The sequence below is a fragment of the Sphaerisporangium dianthi genome (assembly GCF_042654065.1).
Lineage (GTDB): Bacteria > Actinomycetota > Actinomycetes > Streptosporangiales > Streptosporangiaceae > Sphaerisporangium > Sphaerisporangium dianthi.
This window is the reverse complement of sequence record NZ_JBHSFP010000065.1, coordinates 1-21,514: the sequence shown is the minus strand read 5'-3', so window position 1 is coordinate 21,514 and position 21,514 is coordinate 1. Positions and strand designations below refer to the sequence as shown.

Below are 21,514 nucleotides of genomic sequence, written 5' to 3'. Positions count from 1 at the left end.
GGGGTGTCCGGGGCCGGTCGCGGGATGCGCGCCGGGGGCGGCCTGGCCGGGCGGCGGGACGGGCGCGCCGCCGGCCCCCGGCGCGTGCCCGGCGGGGGCCGGCCCGGTGGGGGGGACGGCGCCGGTGACGGCGGCGGGGCGGCCCATGAGGCGGGCGACCAGGTCCTCGGCCGAGGGACGCCGCGCAGGGTCCTTGTCCAGGCAGGCGGCGACCAGCGGGCGCAGATCGCCGTCCAGGGCGGTCAGGTCCGGGTCCTCGTTGAGGATGCGGTTGATCACGGCCGGGATGGAGTCGGCCCCGAAGGCCGGGCGGCCGGTGGCGGCGAAGACGATCGTCACGCCCCACGCGAACACGTCGACGGCCGGGCCGGCCACCGCGCCCGCCAGTTGCTCGGGGGCCAGGTAGGACGGCGTGCCCAGGGTGTCCCCTGTCATGGTGGCGCCGGGGGTGTCCAGGGCCCGGGCGATGCCGAAGTCGATGACGACCGGCCCCTCGGGGCCCATCAGCACGTTGGCGGGCTTGAAGTCGCGGTGCAGGACGCCGGCCCGGTGGATGGCGGCGAGCGCGGTGGCGGTGGAGACGGCCAGGCGGTCCAGCGCGGCGCCCCGGCGCGGCCCCTCCCGGTCGACGAGCTGGCGCAGCGACGGGCCGGTGACGTACTCGCTGACGATGTAGGGCTGGTTGCCGGCCAGATCGGCGTGCAGGACCGACGCGGTGCAGAACCGCGCCACCCGCTGCGCCACCGACACCTCGCGCAGGAAGCGCGAGCGCGCCTCGGCGTCCCCCGACAGCCGGGCGTGGAGCAGCTTGATCGCCACGGACTCTCCCGCGGCGGTGCGGCCGAGGTAGACGACGCCCTGCCCGCCTTCCCCCAGCCGGCCGACGATCTCGAAGGCGCCGAGCCGGCGCGGGTCCTCGTCCGTGAGCCCCTGTGCCACCCCAGACCCCCGATGAAAAAGCGATATGTCAGCACTTCGCGTGATGAACGGTACCAGTGGGACTTCAGGTGAAGGGCTCGGTCAGATGGCTTTGCCGGGGTTGAGGATGCCCAGGGGGTCGAACACGGCCTTGATGCCCTGCTGGACCTCGGTCACCACAGGCCCGCTCTCGAGGCCGAGCCAGCGGCGCTTGAGCAGGCCGACGCCGTGCTCGCCGGTCAGCGTGCCGCCCAGGTCCAGGGCCGCGCGGAAGACCTCGTCGGCCGCGGCCCAGACGTTCGGCGGCGGCTCGTGCAGGCCGTGGTCGAAGATGAAGACCGGGTGCAGGTTGCCGTCGCCCGCGTGCGCGACCGTGCAGATGCGCGCGTCGTGGCGGACGGCGGCCGCCTCGATGAGGGTGATCATCTCGGGGAGCGCCGAGCGGGGGACGCAGACGTCCTCCACCAGGCAGGCGCCCAGCCGTTCTTTGGCGCTGTAGGCCAGCCGGCGCAGGCCGATCAGCTCCTCGGCCTCCTCCGGCGTCGAGGACACCGCGACGAAGCCCGCGCCGGCCGCCTCGCAGAGCCGTTCCATCTCGGCGGCCTCGCCGGGCAGGCTCCCGTCGGCCTGGGCGATCAGCATGGCCCGCACGCCGGGCTCGAGGCCGATGTTCTTCCAGGCGTCGATCGCCTCCAGGGTGCCGCGGTCCATCAGCTCCAGCAGCAGAGGCTGGCACCCGGCGGCGACGATCGCGGCGACGGCGTCCCCGGCGGCGCGCGGCGAGGGGAACTCGGCGGCGATGGTGACCGGCGGCACGGAGGGCGCGCGGCGCAGCCGCAGGGTCGCGGCGGTGATGACGCCGAGCGTGCCCTCGGAGCCGACGAAGAGACCGGTGAGGTCGTACCCGGTGACGCCCTTGATCGTGCGGCGGCCGGTTGCGAGGACCCTGCCGTCGGCCAGGACGACCTCCAGCCCGAGGGTGGAGTCGCGGGTGACGCCGTACCTCACGCAGCGCAGCCCGCCGGCGTTGGTGGCGAGGTTGCCGCCGATGGTGGAGATCTCGTACGACGAGGGGTCGGGGGCGTACATCAGGCCGTGCGCCCGGGCGGCCCGGTCGAGGTCGGCGTTGATGACGCCGGGTTCGACGACGGCGATCTCGTCGGCCGGGGACAGCTCGCGGATGGCGGTCATGCGGGCCAGCGAGAGCATCACGCAGCCCTCGATCGCGGTGGCCCCGCCCGCGAGCCCGGTGCCCGCACCCCGGGGCACCACCGGGACGCGGTGCTCGCTCGCCCAGCGCATGGTGGCCACCACGTCGTCGCGGGTCTGCGCCGCCACGACGCACAGCGGCCTGCCCGGGGTCAGGAACGTCTGGTCGCGGGCGTAGGAGGCGGCCACGTCCGGATCGGTCAGGACCCTGCCGGGGGGCAGGGCGTCGATGAGGGAGTCAACCACGACTGTGACTGTACGTTCTCCGGCCGCGTGCGCCGAGCGGGACCGTAATTAATCGCACAGGTCGTACAGACCCGTGGTGAAAGAGATGAACCGGTGTGCACCTGGGGTGGCCCGGAGCGCCGGATGTCCGGAAACCGCGACGGGACAGGGGCGGAACCCTCGGAAACCGCAATCGGATCGGACTCGCCGGGATGACGATTTCACAACATCCGCTGTCGGCTTTACTACGCCTTTACCTTTTCGTCTAACGTCCGCTTTGCCGAATCTGGGGCGTTCCATGGTTAAAGGCTCCCAGATCTCCACCGTTGGCGTGTCCATACACGGCGCGCCTTGACGTCGCCCGGACACCCCGGGCGGAGGAGGAAACCTCGTTGTCACGCAGAGTCAGGCGTCTCGTCGCAGTGCTTCCGGTCCTCGGACTGGCGGCGGCGGGCCTCGCGGTCACGGGTGCCGCGGCACCGGGTGATTCCACGGCCGCCAGGTACCAGCCCAGCGCGAGCGACTATTACATCAACTATGCGCCCCCGAGGGTCCAGAGCGAGAGCGCCTCGAAGGCGGATGAGAAGGTGGACACCGGGGCGGCCAAGCGGCGCGGCCACGCTCCCACCGCCGAGGAGATCGACCACAAGTTCTCCCTGGGCAACCCGGTCGCCGCGCGCGAACTCACCAAGCGCGAGCGCACGGCCGTCCGCACGGGCAAGAACCCCTTCGAGTTCCTGTACAAGAAGGCCAAGGTCACCCAGCAGGCCAAGCTCCTCACCCTTCTGGTCGAGTTCAACGAGAACGCGAACGACGACTTCTCGGGCTTCCAGCACCCCAAGAGCACCGACGAGCCGGACGTGTGCGTCACCGACCCGGCCGGCACCAAGCTCAACGGGCCGCTGCACAACAACATCCCGAACCCCGCCACCGCGGCAGGCGGCGGCAAGGACAACAACTCCATGTGGGTGCCGGACTTCAACAACGCCCACTACAACAACATGCTCTACACCAGCAAGGGCATCACCAAGCGGGTCCGCACGGACCTGAAGGACCCTCGCGACGGCAAGCCGGGCATCGACATCTCCGGCCACACCATGAAGAACATGTACGAGGAGATGTCCAAGGGCGCCTACACCGTCACCGGTGAGGCCCTCGGCTGGATCAAGGTCCCGCACTCCGAGGCCTGGTACGGCGCCGGCCACTGCGGCGCGGCCATCCAGGACAGCTCCGGCCACCCGGACAACCCGCGCGGCACCGCCCAGATGGGCGTCGACGCCGTCAACATCCTGGCCCAGCAGAACCCGAACTTCCCGTGGGCCGACTACGACAAGGAAGACACCTCCGACGCCGACGGCGACGGCAACTACGCCGAGCCGGACGGCGTTATCGACCACCTGGTGCTGGTGCACGCGGGTGAGGACAAGTCCGGTGGCGGCGGCGCGCAGGGCACCTACGCGATCTGGGCCCACTCCAGCGCGATCCCCGGCGGCTACACCATCCCCGGCACCGGCATCAAGATCTCGAACTACATCGTGCAGCCGGAGGACTCCGGCGTCGGCGTGTTCGCCCACGAGTACGGCCACGACCTCGGCCTCCCGGACCTGTACGACGCCACCGGCGCCGGCGACAGCGACGTGGAGTTCTGGGACCTGATGTCCACCGGTTCCCACTCCGGCCCGATCTTCCAGTCGATGCCGACCCACATGGGTCTGTGGGACAAGTGGGTGCTGGGCTGGGCGAACCCGAAGGTCCTCAACCCCGGTGACGGCACCAAGCTGGTGACGGTCGGCCAGGCCTCGCGCACGCCGAAGCTCACCGAGGACGGCGTCCGCATCAACCTGCCCGACAAGGACGTCACCCTCACCACCCCGCACAGCGGCGCCAAGGTGTGGTGGTCGGGCAACGACCAGGACTGGGCCGACGTCCGGATCACCCGCGACATCGCGGTCCCGGCGGGATCCGACACCAAGTTCCGGTTCTGGAACGACTACACCATCGAGCAGGACTGGGACTACGGCTTCGTCGAGGTCTCGACCGACGGCGGCACCACCTGGTCCGAGCAGAAGATCTACGGTGAGGACGGCTCGCTCGTCTCCACCGACGACGGCTACGCCGACCCCAACAGCCGCCTGAAGGACTACGGCAACAAGAAGTACGGCCTGACCGGCGAGTCCGACGGCTGGCAGCACTACTACGCCGACCTCGCGCCGTTCGCCGGGCAGAACGTCAAGCTGCGCCTGCGCTACGCCACGGACGCGGCGGCCAACGAGCGCGGCTGGTTCGTCGACGACCTGTCGGTCACCAGTGGCAGCTCCACCGTCTGGAGCGACGACGTCGAGCAGGGCGCCAACGGCTGGACCGCCACCGTCGGCACCTTCGTCGACACCACCGGCACCGGCTGGACCCAGCACTCCGGGGCGCTCAAGAGCGCTCAGTACTACCTGGCCGAGTGGCGCAACCTCGACGGCTTCGACAAGGGCCTGAGCTACACCTACGACACCACCTGGAACCGTGACGGCGCCTGGAAGGTCGAGAAGGTCCCCTACAACGCTCCGGGCATGCTGGTCTGGCTGCGCGACACCTCGCTCGGCTACAACAACGCGGCGTCCAACATCTGGTCGCTGCCGTCGGCCGGCGCGAAGGGCCAGCTCCTGCTGGTCGACTCGCACTTCGACCCGCTGCGCCGCACCGGGGAGGCCGCCGCGGTCGACACCAGCGCCCTGAAGAACATCCCCTCCCGCCCGCAGGCCTCCAACGCGGCGTTCGGCTTCAACAAGACGTACTCCTTCAAGGAGTGCCTGGAGAAGCAGCCGTTCGTCCAGGTCTGCACCCAGTTCGGGCCGCAGTCCCCGGTCAAGGCGTTCACCGACGCCAAGACCTGGTACCCGGGCCTTGAGTACCGCGGCGCGGACGGCCTGTACTTCCGCTTCCGTGACGGATCGGTGGTCGTCCCGTCCAAGGGCAACCAGCAGTACTCGCTGCGCGTCGTCAACCCCGACGGCACGCCCGCGACCGAGGTGTACGGCGAGAACGTCAACGGCTTCACCCTCGGCTCCGGCAACCCCGGCGACGAGGGCAAGCAGCTCGGCGCCCAGATCAAGCTGATCACCCCGCTGCCGGCCAACCTGGGAGTCATCGCCCAGTTCACGGCGCCGAAGAAGTAGCAGAAAGCGGTACAAGCGAGCGGCGCGACGGCCGGGTCGCGGCCCCCTCGCCGGTGGAAACGCCGGCGAGGGGGTCCGCCCGGGCGGACCGGGAGCGGTCCGCCCGACCGGCGGGAACGCCCTCACGGGACGGGAGCGGCCTGGCCGCGCCCGTCCCGCGTGTTTTCCCCGCCCGCATAACATGTCCCGGACGGAAATCCACGGGACGGGTGATCGGCATCTACGGGACGGGTGATCGGTGAGCGAGCTGCGGACCAAGGCGGAACACACGAAGGCGATCCGCGACCTGCGCCGGGTGGTGCTGGTGGTCAACACGCGGTCCCGCCGGGGCCGCCACCGCTACTTCGAGGCGCTGCGGCTGATGCAGGCCGACGGGTTCCGGCCGCTGCGCACCTTCGCCGTCATGGACCCCTCCCGCCTGCCGCAGATCCTCCAGGAGGCCCTGGACCTCCAGCCCGACCTGCTCGTGGTCGGCGGCGGCGACGGCACCCTCAGCGCGGCGGTCAAGCACGTCGCCCACCGGGACGTGGCCCTCGGCGTGCTCCCGCTGGGCACCACCAACAACTTCGCCCGCAGCCTCGGCCTGCCGCTCGACCTCGCCATGGCGGTCAAGGTGTTCAGCCGCGGCAAGGTCGCCGACATCGACCTCGGCATGGCGGGCGACCAGCCGTTCGCCAACCTGGCGAGCTTCGGGGTGTCGGTCGAGGTGGCGGGCACCGTCAAGCCGTGGCTCAAGCGGGCCCTGGGCCGCGCGGCCTACCCGCTCACCGCGCTCACCGTCCTGCCGAAGCACGAGCCGTTCCGGGCGTACATCACCGTGGACGGCCGCCGCCACGAGCTGCTGACCCACCAGCTCAACATCGCCAACGGGCGCTACCACGGCGGCTGGCAGATCGCCCGCGACATCAGCATCGACAACCGCCGCCTGGTGGCCTACCAGCTCGGCTCGGGCAAGCGGCTGCGGCTGCTCGCCGAGACGCTGGTGCGCGCGGCGGGCGGCCGCTGGCGCAGCCTGGCGGGCGGCCCGTTCGTCACCGGCACCGAGATGCTGCTGGAGACCGAGCCGCCGATGGCCGCCGACGTGGACGGCGAGGTGCGGCTGCGCACCCCCCTCACCATCAAGGCCATCCCCAACGGCCTCCGCGTCATGGTCCCCCCTGGCTTCATCGACACCTGACCGTCCTCCGGCCGCCTCACGCCAAAGGCGGAGGGCTTGGGCGACGACATCGTTGGATGAAGGCCGCGTGACGAGGGCCCGCGCCGGCGAAGTGGAGGGGGATCCGTCGCGCCGTAGGGCGGACACCGGCCGTGACGGTCTCGGGCGGATAGATTAGTCGGTATGACCGCTCAGCCTCTGGAACCCGTCGCGCCCCGTGATCCCGGGGAGGACCCTGCCGCGATCTTCGAGGCGCTTCCGCCGTCGCATCGCGCCCAGTTCCGGTCGGAATACGACGAGGCGCTGGACGCCGCGCACGACCTGGTCCGTTTCAAGCAGGTGCAGACGCTGCTGCGCCAGTGGCGCCTGCGTGCGATCGCCTACGCCCGCCCCGGCTACGAGGAGGCCGTCGAGGACGCTCTCCAAGGTCGTACGGAGATGTTCACCCGCTACGCACCACCGGAGTGGGAAGGCCGCGTGTGAGCCACAAGTTCGACGGCTTCCACGGCCGCGCCCTGTACGAACTGAACGGCCTTCCCAAGGAGGTTCGCGACGGCCCGTTGCTCGAGCGTCTCCTCGAACTTCTCCAGGATCCGTGGGACGCGGTCGCGGAGCGTCCTGGCCAGTCAGCGGTGAGGCACGCTTTCTTCGGAGACGACAGCCAGGGGATGCTGACCTTCATCCTCGATGACGAGACACGGTCACTGCGCATCGTCGACATCCTTTGGGCGGGCTGACTCGATACTCGCTCTCGCCGCGATTCGCGCGAGCTGCCGGCGGTCTCGTGGGGCTCAGAGGGCGTCCAGGGCGCCGGTGCGGGCGGTGTGCGAGCGGCCGTCCAGCGAGGCCGCCATCCGGCCGACCGCGTCGGCGACCAGCTCGGCGGAGGTGCCGAAGTTGAACCGCGCGAAGCCCCGCCCCGGCGCGCCGAACTTCAGCCCCGAGTACAGCGCCACCGCGCCGCGGCGCAGGAACCACTCGGCCGGGTCGTCGCCGAGCCCGAGCGCGCGCAGGTCCAGCCACGCCAGGTAGGTCGCCTGCGGCGGCTGGTACCCCGCCCCCGGCAGCCGTTCGGCGAGCAGGTCGCCGAGCAGCGCGCGGTTGGCGGCGAGCCCGGCCATCAGCGCCTCCAGCCACGGTTCGCCCGCGGTGAAGGCGGCCTCGGAGGCGATCACGCCGAACATGCCGGAGCTCTCGCTGACCTCCGCGTCGATGCGGGCCAGGTCGCGGCGGGCCTCCGGGCCCGGCACGGCCAGAGCCGCCTTCAGCCCGGCGAGGTTCCACGCCTTGGAGGCCGACACGATCGCGATCGACCGGGCCGCGGCCGGGGCGTCCAGCGACGGGAACGGCACATGCCGCGCGCCCGCGTAGACCAGCGGGGCGTGGATCTCGTCCGACACCACCCGCACCCCGTACCGGTCGGCGAGGGCGGCGACGGCGAGCAGGTCCTCCTCGGTGAGCACCAGCCCGGTGGGGTTGTGCGGGTTGCACAGCAGGAACGCGGCGGCCCCGGCGGCGAAGTCGCGCTCCAGGGCCGAAAGGTCCAGGCGGTAGCCGTCCGGGCCCAGCGCGAGCGGGCTCTGGACGACCTGCCGCCCGATGCGCGGCAGCCAGTAGAAGTACGGCGGGTAGGCGGGGGTGTTGACCACCACCCGGTCACCCGGCTCGGTGACCAGGTGCAGCACCTCCAGGATGCCCGCCATCACGTCCGGCACCAGGCGCATCGCCGCCGGGTCGGTGTGCCAGCCGAAACGGCGGGCGGCGAACCCCGCGAACGCCTCGGGCAGGCCGCACGCCACGGCGTACCCGGTGTCGCCCCGTGCGATCGCCGCGGCCAGCGCGGCGGCGATCGGCTCGGCGAGCGGGGTGTCCATCTCCGCCACCCACACCGGCAGCACCTCCGGCGGGTACTCGCGCCACTTGGCGCTGTGACGCCCGCGCAGTTCGTCGAGGCTGTACGCGGAAAGGGGCCCGCCGGGGCCGTGGCCGGTGTCGCTGCCGCTCAAGGTCGTCCTTTCGGGAGAGAGCGTCAGGCTCCTCCCAAACTTGCCGATGTCATCCGTCATTGAGGTGATAGCACATGATTCGTACCCATGTGGTGCGGAGGCCGGCCATCTTCTGTCCGATCAGGTGATGTGCCCGCCTCCGCGGTCGCCGACCATGGTGACGACGTTGACGGCCTTGTCCAGGGAAGGGGGCCACGTCATGGAGCAGCGACGACCGGATCTGCCACGTGGTGAGTGGCGGGAGTTCTTCGACGCGATGACCCGCGACTACGAGGGCGTGGAGGTCACCGTCGAAGTGGTCAGCGGAGAGTTCGGCGACCAGGTCGAGGCCGAGCGGTCGCCGCTGGCCTACCTGGAGTACGACCCCAAGGACGACCAATTCGCGGTGGGTCTGGGAGGGCCCGGCGGCGAACCGGTGACCCGGCACGCCGTCCCCCACCCGAGGAAGATCATGGCGGACACCGTGCAGCAGGGGACGGTGCGCGCCTTCGACGTCGTCGACGCCGAAGGAGGACAGACGATCGTGACCCTCCACCGGCCGCGGTTGTCCACACAGACACCCGCCTGAGCTTCGCTCGCGGGCGCCGGCGTGCTGGAATGGCCGGGAACGGCCCCCATCAAGATCGGACGCCTGCATGGACTTCGAGCTGAACGACGATCAGCGCATGTTCCGGCGGACCCTGCGCGATTTCGTGGACAAGGAGATCATCCCCGTCGCCGCCGAATGGGAGCGAGAGGGACGCCACCCCGAAGAGATCATCGAGGGGTTCCGGCGGCTAGGCCTGTTCGGCGTCACCATCCCCGAGGAGTACGGCGGCCTCGACCTCGACCGCGTCTCCTTCGCCCTGGTCTTCGAAGAGATCGCCCGGGGGTGGATGGGCGTGGCCGGCGTCCTCGGCTCCCACACACTGTCGGCCTGGATGATCGCCCGGTACGGCACCGAGGAGCAGCGGGCGGCCTACCTGCCCGACCTCGCGACCGGCGCGCGCCGCACCGGCATCGCCCTCACCGAGCCAGGCGCGGGCACCGACCTGCAGGGCATCCAGACCCGCGCCGTCCGCGACGGCGACGAGTACGTCGTCCACGGCACCAAGACGTGGATCACCAACGCCCGGCACGCCGACCCGCTGCCCGTCCTGGTCAAGACCTCCGACGCCGACCCGCCGCACAAGGGCATGTCGGTGCTGCTCATCGAGGCCGACCGCGGTTTCACCGTCAGCCGCGACCTGCCCAAGCTCGGCTACAAGGGCACCGAGACGTGCGAGGTCGTCTTCGACGGGGTCAGGGTGCCCGCCTCGGCCCTGCTCGGCGGCGCCGAGGGGCGGGGCATGCAGCAGGTGCTGTCGGCGCTGGAGCTCGGCCGCGTCAACATCGCCGCCCGCGCGGTCGGGGTCGCCCAGTGCGCCTACGAGGCGGCGCTCACCTACTCCCGCGAGCGGCAGGCGTTCGGGCAGCCGATCGGCGACTTCCAGGCCATCCAGCTCAAGATCGCCGACATGGCCACCGACATCCAGGCGGCCCGGCTGCTCACCTACTGGGCGGCCACCCGCTCCCAGGCCGGCGCGGTCAACGCCGAGGCGGCGATGGCCAAGTACTTCGCCTCCGAGGTCGCCCTGCGTGCCACCATGGAGTCCATGCGCATCCACGGCGGCTACGGCTACTCCCAGGAGTTCGTCGTCGAGCGCCTCTACCGCGACGCCCCGCTCATGGCCATCGGCGAGGGCACCAACGACGTCCAGCGCATGGTCATCGCCCGCTCGCTGCTGTCCGGCGCCGCGAAGGTCGGCTGGTGACGCCCCCCGCCGCCCCGCAGACCGCCGGGGCCGCCGCCCCGCCGCCCGCCGGGGACTGCCTGTTCTGCCGCATCGCCAAGGGGGAACTGCCCGCCCACCTGGTGCTCGCCGACGAGGTCGCCGTCGCCTTCCTCGACGCCCGCCCGGTGTTCAAGGGCCACGTGCTCGTCATCCCTCGCGACCACGTCGAGACCCTCGCCGACCTGCCGGGGGAGGCCCTCGGGCCGTACTTCGCCCGGGTCCAGGCGGTCTCCCTGGCCGTCGAGAAGGGCCTCGGCGCCGCAGGAAGCTTCGTGGCGATGAACAACCGCATCAGCCAGAGCGTCCCCCACCTGCACACCCACGTCGTCCCCCGCCACAAGAAGGACGGCCTGCGCGGCTTCTTCTGGCCCAGAGTCAAATACGAAGACGCCATCGAAGCCGCCACCTACGCCACCCGCCTCCGCGAAGCCCTCGAGGCGACCCATGACCACAGGTAACCCCGCTGAGCCCTGCTCCGCCTGAAATGGGCCTCGCTCCGCTCGGGCTGTCCCTCCGGGCTCCGCCCGGCCGAGCGCCGCATCGCACTTGGCGTCGGTCGTTGCCAGTCGTACTTCGTCGCTCTGGGCCTCCGCTGAGTCGATGCTCTGGCGAGTGTGTCCGCGAGCGACCATCTCCCGGCTGTTCCCCATCCCGAATGCACAGTGTTATACCGGTCGGCTCGGGATGACGCCCAAAGGCCCGCCACCTTCTGGAAGGCCGCCACTCACCACGCCGCCGGCACCGCCGACACATCACCCTCGCCTATGCCGTAGTGCTGCGGTCCGGCGTGGTGAGATCGGGACCACAGAAATGGCTGTGCCCCGGCTGCGTGCGATGCAGAGGCAGATCCGGGGCTTATGCACGCGACGGTAGCACACGCGCATCCAGAAAGGCGGACCCAGGTGGATCACGCTGAGGCCCTGCGGCTACGCAGGGTACTGTCGCAGGCACGTATCAGCGAGTACGCTGCGGCATGCGGCGGCGACACCACGGCGGCGTTGCGGCTGTTCTGCTGGAACACCGAGATCGCCAGCGGGCTGTATGGGCCGCTGCAGCACCTGGAACTCGCCCTGCGCAGCGTCATTGACCAGCAGATGCGCCTGCTGTTCGAGCGCGCCGACTGGTGGGAGGCCCCTGCGGCGGATCTGCACTTCGCCGCCCGGCAGAGGATCACCGAAGCGCGAGGCCAGCTGCGCCGGCAGGCGATCCCCACCACAGCGGACGAGCTCGTCAACGAACTGCCGTTCGGGTTCTGGGTCGGCCTGCTCGGCAGCGGCAATCGCTATGACCAGCGGCTGTGGCGCACTGCAACTGTCGGCTGGTAAGGCTCAGAGTGGATGGTCGCTACCAACCGCCTGTCGTCCAGCCCGCGTCGTAGACTCGACAGCATGACGGCACCGCAGGAAGAGTACGAAGATCTTCACCGGCTGATCGACCAGCTCAGGCCGGATCAGGTGCGTGAAGAGCGTGTGCGACTCCTCCAGTTGGTCCACTCGCGCACCGAAGAGCCGGAACTCGGCCCTGACGGTGTACCCACACTCTTCGGCGCATTCCAAGCGGGCCGGAGCGACGCCTCCGAACAGGTGGAAGAAATCCTCGCCGAGGGCTACGGTCACGAAGCGTGATCGTTGTCGACACCGGCCCTATCGTGGCCGCGACCTTCAAGGACGACAAGAACCACGAGCGTTGCGTCCAGGAGTTCATGCGACTCCGCAACGCCAAGCGGCCGCTGCTCGTCCCCAGCTTCGTCGCCGGTGAGAGTTGCTACATGCTTGGCAAGCTTGGCGGGCCCAAGGCAGAGGCAGCGTTCCTTCGGCTGCTTGAGTCCGGTTGGTTTCGGATCGTCGATCTCACCGAGTCCGACCTCTCAAGGATTGCGGTCCTCGTCGAGCGGTATCACGACCTCCCCCTGGGCGCCGCCGACGCCTCGGTAGTCGCCGTGGCGGAGCGGATACGGGTCACCGAAGTGGCAACCATCGATGTCCGCCACTTCTCGGTGGTTCGTCCTGTCCATACCCCTGCGTTCACCCTGCTTCCCAGGTAGACCCATGCGGTACGGCACCACGATCAAGCGCTTGGGCTCGCGTGGCCCTGCATGTTCCTCGCCCCTCAGGCGTCCCGTCGCTCCACCAGGAGCGCAGTGGTACAGGTCGTGACGTCTGGTTCCGGCCGGCCAGGTGACTCGCTCCTGGCTTTCGCGGAGCCGTTGTGATACCGGTACCTCGTGCTACCTGCGGTAGCCACTTTTTTGTGGGTACTTGTCGACCGGGTCAGGGCGGCCTGAAGCTTGGTCGTGCGGGCCGAAGGGCCCGCACATTCAGATGAGACGGGGAGGTCGGCCGGGTTTCAGGAAACCGCTTGGGACGACTCGGCCAGCTTTTCCAGGCGGCGATGGCCCCAATCGGAAAGCGGTGCCAGCGCTTCGGAGAGTTCTCGGCCGAACGAGGTCAGCGAGTACACGGTCTTCAGCGGCCGTACGTCGTGGACCTCTCGGTGGACCAGTCCGTCGGCCTCCATCTCCCGCAGCGTCTGAGTCAGCACCTTCTCGGTGAGTCCCGGCAGCCGCCGGCGTAGCTCGCCGGGGCGGTGCGGACCGGATTCCAGGAGCCAGAGCAAGATCGTCTTCCATTTGCCGTCGATCACGGCGATCGCAGCGGTGACTCCGCACACGTTCGGGTCCTGGGCACGGCTGCGCGTCATCGTCATCCCCGTTCATCACCGTTCACCAATTGTCGAGGAGTTTGAGGCATGACCTCGCACACTGAACAGTCTGCCGTCACCGTGCTCGGCCTGGGGCCGATGGGCCGGGCCCTGGCCGGCGCCTTCCTGGATGCCGGCATGCGGACCACGGTCTGGAACCGGACGCCGGGCAAGGAGCGGGAGTTGGCCGAGCGGGGTGCGGTCGGCGCTCCATCGCCCGAGGAGGCGGTAGGTGCGAGCGATTTGACCGTGGTCTGCGTGGTGAACTACGACGCGGTGGACACCATTCTGCGGCGGGGTGCGGTCACCGACGCGCTCAAAGGGCGCACGATCGTGAACCTGACCGCCGACACCCCGGACCGGGCGCGGGACACCGCGGCCTGGGCGGCCGAACACGGCATCAGATACCTGGACGGTGCGATCATGACGCCGACCTCGACCATCGGAACACCGGCCGGGGTCTTCCTCCACAGCGGCCCTGAGGAGCTATACCGGGAGCATCGGCCAGTGCTGGACGTCCTGGGCGGCACACACACCCACCTCGGTGAGGACATCGGCCGAGCCGCTGCGTACGACATCGCCTTGCTCGACATCTTCTGGACCGCGATGGCCGGTTACGCGCACGCGCTGGCGGTGGCCAGAGCCGAGGGGGTCAGTGCACGGGAGCTGGCACCGTTCGCCAAGGGCATCGGTGTGATCCTGCCGCCGCTCTTCGAGATGGGCGCGGACGATGTGGACAGCGGGCTATTCTCCGGGGAGGACAACCCGATCACCTCGGCGGTGTCGTCCATGGCCCATATCGTCCACACCGCCGAGTCCCACGGCATCGACGCGAGCGTGATGCGTGCGGCTGAAGGCTTGGCGCGCCGCGCCATCGGACGTGGCCACGGCACCGATGGGTTCCTCCGGATCACCGAGATCATGAACCCCCGCTGAATGGGCCTCGCTCTGCTCGGGCTGTTTCCTTCCGGGCTTCGCCCGGCCTCCGGCACGCGCGCAGGGGGCGGGGCGGTCAGCGGGCCTCACCCAACTGCTCGGACAGCCGCTCCAGGCCGCCCTTGATGAGCCGCCCGTACTCGTCGTCGCCGAGCGCGCCCATCCCGGCTCTGGCCTGCTGGAGGTGCTCACGGGCGCGGTCGAGGTCGCCCAGCTTGCGGTAGCACTCACTCAGGTTCAGGTGCAACGACGGATACAAGCCGGCCACCGGGAGCGTCACGCCGGCCTGCGCCACATGGTCATCGGTGACCCGATCAGCGGCGGCGAGGGCCCGTAGATCCCACAGCAGTTCCTGATGCACGTCGTCCTGCACATCGGCCATCGAGTGGGCAAGGACGCAAACATGCAGCGGCTCGCCTTGTTCGCCGCCGATGTCGTCCCAGATCTGCGCGAACAGGTCGCGAGCGGCGTCCCGCTGACCTTGGCCGTGATGCAGGTCCACCGCTTGGCCGATCCGGGTCAGCGTCGAGTCGGCGGTCATCAGCGTTTCCTCCACCGTCGCAGGGCAACCGCGGTCAGCCTAGCTCCGCCGAAATGGGCCTCGCTTCGCTCGGGCTGTATTTCCGAGCTCCTCCCGATGGCCTCCGGCCCCGTGTGCACGCCCCGGAGACCCACGACTGGTCCGGCGGGCGCGGTGGTCCGATCCCGTGCGGCCTGTGCGGGGCGGAGTTCGCCGAGGCTGCCGGACCTCTCGCTGTTCCCGCTTTGTGTCGGTTCCCTCCGCTATGGTGCGGCGGGTCTGAGTTCCCGCCTGATTTCCCGCGTACGCAGGAGGCTGAGGTGCGCGAAGATGGCTGCATGACGCCCCGGCGGCGGACGTGAGTTGCGGGGGCGCGACTACCCCGGTGGGCCGGCGCAGCCATGAACGTTGACGGAATCCCGTTTAGGAGCCTTGTGAGTACGCTCGGTAGTTTCATCTGGTCGATCGCCGACCAGCTTCGGGGACCCTACCGCCCCAACCAGTACGGGAACGTGATCCTCCCGTTCACGATCCTTCGGCGCCTCGATTGCATCCTGGAGCCGGACCGCGAGACCGTCCGAGACCTGGCTGCGGCATACGCGAACCCGACCCGGCTTCGGATGGAGGTCAAGAAGGCGACCGGCCGGCCGTTCTACAACACCTCGAAGTACAGCTTCGCCAACCTGCTGCAGGACGCGGACGGGCTCGAGGACAACCTCGTCGACTACATCGACCGATTCTCCGCCGATGTCGATGTGTTCGAATACTTCGACTTCAGGAAGGAGATCATCGCCTTGGAGAAGGCCGGTCTCCTGCGCGAGATCGTGAAGTCCTTCGGCGCCGTCGAACTGCACCCCGATGCCGTGTCCAACGCCGACATGGGGGACGCGTTCGAGTACATCATCCGCAAGTTCAACGAGGCCGCGAACGAGACCTCCGGTGACCACTACACGCCGCGGGATGCGATCCGGCTGCTGGTCGACCTGCTCTTCGCCGAGAAGGACGCCGACCTGACCAAGTCGGGCATCGTCCGCGCGCTCTACGACCCCACCGCCGGCACCGGCGGAATGCTTGCTCTGGCGGAGGAACACCTGCTCGCACAGAACCCGGACGCCCGGCTGAGCCTGTACGGCCAGGAGTACAACCCGCAGTCGTACGCAATCTGCAAGTCCGACCTGCTCGCCAAAGGCCACGACGCGTCCAACATCGCCTTCGGCAACACGCTCACCAACGATGCCTTCAAGGGTCGCCAGTTCGACTTCTGCATGTCCAACCCGCCGTACGGCGTCGACTGGAAGCAGTACGCCAAGGCCGTCACCAAAGAACGTGACGAGGCCGGTCCGTACGGCCGCTTCGCGCCGGGCCTGCCCGCCACCTCGGACGGCCAGATGCTGTTCCTGCTGCACCTGGCGCACAAGATGCGCGCCCCAGAAGACGGTGGCGGCCGGGCCGGGATCGTCATGAACGGCTCGCCCCTCTTCAACGGGGGCGCGGAGTCCGGCCCGTCCAACATCCGCAAGTGGCTGCTGGAGAACGACCTGGTCGATGCGATCGTCGCGCTGCCGACCAACATGTTCTTTAACACCGGCATCGCCACCTACATCTGGATCCTCGACAACACCAAGCACCCCGACCGCAAGGGCCTGGTCCAGCTCATCGACGGCACGTCGTTCTGGACGAAGATGCGCAAGAACCTCGGCAACAAGAACCGTGAGCTCAGCGATACCGACCGCGCCCAGGTCCTCCGGTTGTACGCCGACTTCACCGACGCGGATCCCGACTTCTCGAAGGTGCTGCGCACCGACGAGTTCGGCTACTGGACCATCACCGTTGAGCGCCCCTTGCTGGACGAGGATGGCAAGCCCCTCGTCGACCGCAACGGCAACCCGAAACCCGACTCGAAGAAGCGCGACACTGAGAACGTGCCCTTCACCTACGGCGGCTCGACGGCCGGACCTGCAGGCAAGGTCGAGGTCATCCAGGCGTACTTCGATACCGAGGTGAAACCGCACGTACCCGACGCCTGGATCGACTGGGCGAAGGTCAAGATGGGCTACGAGATCCCCTTCACCCGCCAGTTCTACAAGTACGTCCCGCCTCGCCCCCTCGCCGAGATCGACGCCGACCTGGAGAAACAGGTCGCCAAGATCCTCGACCTGCTGCGGGAGGTCGAGGGATGACCGAGCGATACACCGAGCACGTCGACTGGGGTGTACCGCGGGGCGGCCACGAAATGACTCGGCTTCACTGGCTGGTCCAGCACGAACGTCCGATGACCTATGGCATCCTTCAGGCTGGAGAGCTAGTTGATGGCGGTGTTGCTTACATTGGACCGTCGGATATCACCGGTGAGGGCGCCTCACCGGAACTGGACGCGCTGCGAACGACAGCACCTGAAATCGCGGCGAATTACCGGCGGTCAGTTCTGGTAGGTGGCGACGTCGTTGTGTCGATCGGTCCCGCCTATGGGAAGGTCGCTGTCGTTTCGGACGACTTGGCGGGAGCGAACCTGACGCAAGACACGGTCCGTGTCGCGCTACGGCCGGAAGTGATCGACACGCGGTTCCTCGTTTGGGCGCTGCTGTCCTCCCAGACTGCTGAGTACTGGGGCTACCAGATCATGGGAGCGACGTTCCGTCGCTTGAATCTGGGTACCTTGGCGCAGACCCCCATCCCGCTCCCGCCGCTGGACAAGCAGCGCGCCATCGCTGACTACCTCGACCGCGAGACCGCCCGCATCGACACGCTCATCGATGAGCAGCAGCGCCTGATCGAGATGCTCTGCGAACGTCGCCGGGCGGCGGTTGAGGAGGCGGTGGCCATCGTCGGCACCAGCGGGCCTCGACTGAAGCACATCATTCGATCAGTTCGGCAGGGCTGGAGCCCACAGTGCTACTCGTGGTCAGCCGATGGTGTCGAGACTTGGGCCGTTCTCAAGGCTGGAGCAGCGAACGGCGGTCGTTTCCGTCCGATGGAGAACAAGGAGTTGCCGGAGGACGAGATTCCGCGCCCGGACATCGTCGTAACTCGAGGTGACCTCATCGTGTCGCGCGCCAACACCCGTGAACTGGTCGGCAGCGCGGCAGTGGTCGAGGGCGACTTCCCGCGGCTCATGCTCTGCGACAAGCTCTACGCCTTCTCGCTCGACGAGAGCCGAGCCGATTCGCGGTTCGTAGCGGCAGTGCTCGGAAGCCGCAGATGGCGCGATCTGATCGAGTTGGAGGCGACCGGCGCGAGCCACTCGATGCTCAATATCAGCCAGTCCGACATCGTGAACCTCCCAATGCCGCTGCCCCCTGTGGATGAGCAGCGCCAGATCATCGCGCACTTGGACAGTGAGACCGCCAAAATTGATCAGCTCATCGCCGAGACCGAGCGCTTCATCGAGCTTGCCCGTGAGCGCCGCTCCGCGCTGGTCACGGCCGCTGTCACGGGCCAGATCGACGTACGAGAGGCGGCGTGATGGCCGACCACAACGAGGTCGTCTTCGAGACCGAGATCTGTGAGTATCTCGCGGCCCATGGCTGGTTCTATTCGGCGAACGACACCGGCTATGACCGGGAGCGGGCGCTGTTTCCTGAGGATCTGTTCGCGTGGCTGGAGGCGACCCAGAAGCCGGCGTACGAGAAGGCGTTGAAGGCGGCAGGGTCGCAGGCGAAGTTCCTCGACGTGCTGGCCACGGCGCTGGACAAGCCGCTGGAGCACGGCGGCGGGATGCTGAACATCCTGCGTACCGGAGTGCAGTACATCGGCGGCGGCCGATTAAAGATGGCGCAGTTCCGGCCCGAGACGACGCTGAACGCGACGACGAACGCCGACTACGCGGCGATGCGGGTCCGGGTGATGCGGCAGGTGCACTTCTCGACCGCCGACCAGCGCAGCATCGACCTGGTGTTCTTCGTCAACGGGCTCCCGGTCGCGACGGTGGAGCTGAAGACCGACTTCACGCAGTCGCTGGACGAGGCGGTCCAGCAGTACAAGAAGGAGCGCAACCCGCTGACGAACGGTCGGCCGGAGCCGCTGCTGTCGTTCGGGCATCGGGCGCTGGTCCACTTCGCGGTCTCCAACGACCTCGCCGCGATGACGACCCGGCTGGAGGGCAAGGAGACGCAATTCCTGCCGTTCGACACCGGCCTCGACGACGGTGCCGGGAATCCCCCTGGTGCGGACGGGCGGTCGGCGACGGTGTACCTGTGGGAGCGGGTCTGGGAGAAGCATGCGTGGCTCAACATCATCGGTCGGCTGATGATCGTGGAGACCAAGGAGGAGTGGGACGTCGCGACCGGCACGTCGGTGCGCCGTACGAGCATGCTGTTCCCCCGGTTCCACCAGTGGGAGGCGGTCACGAAGATCGTGGCCGCCGTGGCCGAGGAGGGTGTCGGCCGGCGTTACCTGATCGAGCACTCGGCGGGGTCGGGGAAGACGAACACGATCGCCTGGACGGCGCACCGTCTCGCACGGCTCCACGTCGATGATGTGAAGGTCTTCGACTCGGTCATCGTGGTCGTCGACCGCACGGTGCTCGACGGCCAGCTTCAGGACGCGATGCGGCAGATCGACGGCAGCGGGAAGATCGTCGCGACGATCAGCCCCGAGGACGTGCGCAAAGCCGGTGCGAAGTCGAAGTCCGGCCTGCTGGCACAGGCGCTGAAGAACGGCGAGTTGATCATCGCGGTGACGGTGCAGACCTTCCCGCACGCACACGATGAGATCCGGACCGACTCCAGCCTGAAGGGCAAGCGGTTCGCCGTCATCGCGGACGAGGCGCACTCCTCGCAGTCGGGGCAGATCTCCTCGAAGCTGAAGCAGGTCCTGACCGCCGAGGAGATCAAGGAGATCGAGGAAGGCGGCTCGGTCGACGTCGAGGTGATCCTGGCCTCGGAGATGACCGAGCGAGCCGAGTCGGAGAACATCTCCTATTTCGCCTTCACCGCGACGCCGAAGAACAAGACCCTGGAGCTGTTCGGCCGCAAGGGGTCGGACGGCAAGCCGCACGAGTTTCACCTGTACTCGATGAAGCAGGCGATCGAAGAGGGCTACATCCTCGACGTGCTCAAGGGCTACCAGTCCTACGACACCGCGTTGAAGATCGCAGGAAGGGCAGAGAGCGGCGACGGTGGCGAGGTAGAGGAGTCGGCTGCGCGCAAGGGGTTGATGCGGTGGGTGCAGCTCCACCCGACCAACATCGGCCAGAAGGTGCAGATCATCGTCGAGCACTTCCACGTCAACGTCGCCCACCTGCTGGAAGGCAAGGCCAAGGCGATGATCGTCACCGACTCGCGCAAGGCCGCGGTGAAGTACAAGAAGGCGATCGACGCCTACATCGCCAAGCGGGCCGCCGAGGACGCGTCGTACAACTATCGAACTTTAGTCGCGTTCTCCGGGTCGGTGTCGATGACCGAGAAGGACGAGTGGAGCCAGGACTGGGGCTCGACGCCGTCGAAGGACGACGAGTTCACCGAGGCCAAGATGAACCCCGGCGCGGGCGCGGACCTGGCCGCGGCGTTCAAGGGCGAGACGTACAGGATCATGCTGGTCGCCAACAAATTCCAGACCGGCTTCGACCAGCCGCTGCTATCGGCGATGTACGTCGACAAGAAGCTCTCCGGCGTCACCGCCGTTCAGACGCTCTCCCGGCTCAACCGAACCCACCGCACCGCCGGCGGGGAGCAGAAGGCCAAGACGTTCGTCATCGACTTCGTCAACAAGCCCGACGACATCAGGGCCGCCTTCGAGCCGTACTTCACCAACGCCGCCCTGGAGACCGAGACCGACCCGTACGTCGTTGTACACCTTGCGAACAAGCTCGCCCATACGGGGATCTACACCGAGGAGCAGGTCCGCCAGGTCGCCGCGCTGTGGGTCGCCCGCAAGGGCAACAACGCGCTCTCGGCCGCGATCAGCCCGGCCCAGCATGACTTCCGGCGTCGCTACGCGGCAGCGATCGAGGCCGAGGACAAGGTCACGCTCAATACCCTCGATCTCTTCCGCAAGGACGTCTCCACCTACGTGCGGCTCTATGACTTCATGAGCCAGATCATCGACTACGGCGACCCGTACATGGAGATGCTCTCGATCTTCCTCCGGCTTCTGGAGAAGGTCATCGCCGAGTCGTCGTGGAGCGCCGACGTCGACCTTTCGGACGTGGTCCTGGTCGGTGTGAAGCACGACAAGGCGATCGCGGTCGACATCTCGCTGACTGGAGACGGCGAGCTGAAGGGGATCAGCGCAGCAGGCACCGGTGCCAAGAAGGAGCCGAAGTACGTCGCGCTCCAGGTCGTCATCGACAAGATGAACGACCTCTTCGGCGCCGAGTCGTTCGCCGAGTCCCAGATTCGGGAGTTCGTGCAGGGGCTCGTGCAGCGACTGCTCACCGACCCGGACCTGGTCCAGCAGACCCGAGTGAACTCGAAGAAGCAGTTCATGGAGTCGCAGGACTTCCAGTCCGCCGTCACCGAGGCCGTCGCCGACAACCAGCAGGCGCACAACACCATGGCCGACTACTTCTTCACCGACGGGCTTGCGATCAAAGGGATCATCGTGGCACTCGCCGACGCCTTCTACGAGGCCGCGATCGACAACGAGGCAGATCAGCTTCACTCAGGGGCTTGAGGTATGCGACTGGATTGGTGAGGTCGGCCAGGCGGCATTCCGACCGTCGATCTGCTGCGCCGGGTCGCCGACGGCACCCGGGTGCGCATCGGCCACGAGCGGCTGCGGCCAACCCGGCTGCCTCAGAGCATGTCTGATAAATGATCACGGTGGTTGGGGTTAGATGATCCCTCGTGGTGAGACGTGGTGAGCTGACCGATAAGGCCTGGCAGCGGATCGAGCCGTTGCTACCCGCCACCGACGGTCGTGGT

At 68.4% G+C, this 21,514-nt stretch carries 19 protein-coding genes; 14 read left to right on the top strand and 5 right to left on the bottom strand.

Annotation, left to right across the window (positions count from 1 at the left end):
* Positions 1 to 939 (bottom strand): serine/threonine-protein kinase (locus ACFO60_RS39850; protein ID WP_380852416.1); only part of this gene is annotated, 939 nt, incomplete at its 3' end.
* Between the two features lie 81 nt (positions 940 to 1,020).
* On the bottom strand, positions 1,021 to 2,373 hold the full coding sequence (locus ACFO60_RS39845) for an FAD-binding oxidoreductase (RefSeq protein ID WP_380852413.1): 1,353 nt from the start codon (positions 2,371 to 2,373) through the stop codon (positions 1,021 to 1,023).
* A 371-nt stretch (positions 2,374 to 2,744) separates the two neighbouring features.
* Between ACFO60_RS39845 and ACFO60_RS39840 the strand changes: the two genes are divergently transcribed.
* The 4 genes from ACFO60_RS39840 (at position 2,745) to ACFO60_RS39825 (ending at position 7,412) form a co-directional block, all read left to right on the top strand.
* Positions 2,745 to 5,519, top strand: a complete 2,775-nt coding sequence (locus ACFO60_RS39840; protein WP_380852410.1) for an immune inhibitor A domain-containing protein — start codon at positions 2,745 to 2,747, stop codon at positions 5,517 to 5,519.
* Positions 5,520 to 5,757: 238 nt separating this feature from the next.
* Entirely contained in the window at positions 5,758 to 6,696 is a 939-nt protein-coding gene (locus ACFO60_RS39835) for a diacylglycerol/lipid kinase family protein (RefSeq protein ID WP_380852407.1), read from the top strand.
* Positions 6,697 to 6,858: 162 nt separating this feature from the next.
* Complete coding sequence (locus ACFO60_RS39830; RefSeq protein WP_380852405.1) at positions 6,859 to 7,158, top strand: DUF6247 family protein; 300 nt, start codon at positions 6,859 to 6,861, stop codon at positions 7,156 to 7,158.
* Positions 7,155 to 7,412: a hypothetical protein gene (locus ACFO60_RS39825; RefSeq protein ID WP_380852402.1), complete on the top strand. Its 258-nt coding sequence runs from the start codon at positions 7,155 to 7,157 to the stop codon at positions 7,410 to 7,412. Before ACFO60_RS39830 ends, ACFO60_RS39825 begins: the two co-directional genes overlap by 4 nt.
* 54 nt (positions 7,413 to 7,466) lie before the next feature.
* On the opposite strand, the gene ACFO60_RS39820 is transcribed toward ACFO60_RS39825, so the two are convergent.
* A complete protein-coding gene (locus ACFO60_RS39820) occupies positions 7,467 to 8,681 on the bottom strand; it encodes a MalY/PatB family protein (RefSeq protein ID WP_380852399.1) in 1,215 nt (404 codons plus the stop codon).
* Between the two features lie 199 nt (positions 8,682 to 8,880).
* Between ACFO60_RS39820 and ACFO60_RS39815 the strand changes: the two genes are divergently transcribed.
* The 6 genes from ACFO60_RS39815 to ACFO60_RS39790 all read left to right on the top strand — a co-directional run bounded on the left by ACFO60_RS39815 (position 8,881) and on the right by ACFO60_RS39790 (position 12,539).
* Positions 8,881 to 9,249, top strand: a complete 369-nt coding sequence (locus ACFO60_RS39815; RefSeq protein WP_380852396.1) for a DUF5335 family protein — start codon at positions 8,881 to 8,883, stop codon at positions 9,247 to 9,249.
* Between the two features lie 67 nt (positions 9,250 to 9,316).
* Positions 9,317 to 10,474 (top strand): acyl-CoA dehydrogenase family protein, encoded by a 1,158-nt coding sequence (locus ACFO60_RS39810; RefSeq protein WP_380852393.1) that lies wholly within the window; start codon positions 9,317 to 9,319, stop codon positions 10,472 to 10,474.
* Positions 10,471 to 10,953: an HIT family protein gene (locus tag ACFO60_RS39805; protein ID WP_380852390.1), complete on the top strand. Its 483-nt coding sequence runs from the start codon at positions 10,471 to 10,473 to the stop codon at positions 10,951 to 10,953. Before ACFO60_RS39810 ends, ACFO60_RS39805 begins: the two co-directional genes overlap by 4 nt.
* 444 nt (positions 10,954 to 11,397) lie before the next feature.
* Entirely contained in the window at positions 11,398 to 11,820 is a 423-nt protein-coding gene (locus tag ACFO60_RS39800; RefSeq protein WP_380852387.1) for a hypothetical protein, read from the top strand.
* Positions 11,821 to 11,883: 63 nt separating this feature from the next.
* On the top strand, positions 11,884 to 12,120 hold the full coding sequence (locus ACFO60_RS39795; protein ID WP_380852384.1) for a hypothetical protein: 237 nt from the start codon (positions 11,884 to 11,886) through the stop codon (positions 12,118 to 12,120).
* Positions 12,117 to 12,539: a type II toxin-antitoxin system VapC family toxin gene (locus ACFO60_RS39790; protein WP_380852381.1), complete on the top strand. Its 423-nt coding sequence runs from the start codon at positions 12,117 to 12,119 to the stop codon at positions 12,537 to 12,539. Before ACFO60_RS39795 ends, ACFO60_RS39790 begins: the two co-directional genes overlap by 4 nt.
* A 302-nt stretch (positions 12,540 to 12,841) precedes the next feature.
* Here the strand turns inward: ACFO60_RS39790 and ACFO60_RS39785 are convergent, their stop codons facing one another.
* On the bottom strand, positions 12,842 to 13,201 hold the full coding sequence (locus ACFO60_RS39785; protein WP_380852378.1) for a winged helix-turn-helix transcriptional regulator: 360 nt from the start codon (positions 13,199 to 13,201) through the stop codon (positions 12,842 to 12,844).
* Between the two features lie 42 nt (positions 13,202 to 13,243).
* On the opposite strand from ACFO60_RS39785, the gene ACFO60_RS39780 reads away from it, so the two are divergent.
* On the top strand, positions 13,244 to 14,131 hold the full coding sequence (locus tag ACFO60_RS39780; protein WP_380852375.1) for an NAD(P)-dependent oxidoreductase: 888 nt from the start codon (positions 13,244 to 13,246) through the stop codon (positions 14,129 to 14,131).
* A gap of 76 nt (positions 14,132 to 14,207) precedes the next feature.
* Here the strand turns inward: ACFO60_RS39780 and ACFO60_RS39775 are convergent, their stop codons facing one another.
* Entirely contained in the window at positions 14,208 to 14,687 is a 480-nt protein-coding gene (locus tag ACFO60_RS39775; RefSeq protein WP_380852372.1) for a hypothetical protein, read from the bottom strand.
* Between the two features lie 398 nt (positions 14,688 to 15,085).
* On the opposite strand from ACFO60_RS39775, the gene ACFO60_RS39770 reads away from it, so the two are divergent.
* The 3 genes from ACFO60_RS39770 to ACFO60_RS39760 are packed head-to-tail and all read left to right on the top strand — an operon-like array spanning position 15,086 to position 21,263.
* Positions 15,086 to 16,831 carry a type I restriction-modification system subunit M gene (locus ACFO60_RS39770; RefSeq protein ID WP_380852369.1) on the top strand — a complete coding sequence of 582 codons (1,746 nt, stop codon included), beginning with the start codon at positions 15,086 to 15,088 and terminating at the stop codon, positions 16,829 to 16,831.
* Positions 16,828 to 18,114, top strand: a complete 1,287-nt coding sequence (locus tag ACFO60_RS39765; RefSeq protein ID WP_380852366.1) for a restriction endonuclease subunit S — start codon at positions 16,828 to 16,830, stop codon at positions 18,112 to 18,114. Before ACFO60_RS39770 ends, ACFO60_RS39765 begins: the two co-directional genes overlap by 4 nt.
* The gene (locus ACFO60_RS39760) at positions 18,114 to 21,263 is read left to right on the top strand and encodes a type I restriction endonuclease subunit R (RefSeq protein WP_380852363.1); all 3,150 of its coding nucleotides are present in this window, start codon (positions 18,114 to 18,116) and stop codon (positions 21,261 to 21,263) included. The genes ACFO60_RS39765 and ACFO60_RS39760 overlap by 1 nt, the downstream gene beginning before the upstream one ends.
* Positions 21,264 to 21,514: the final 251 nt, after the last annotated feature.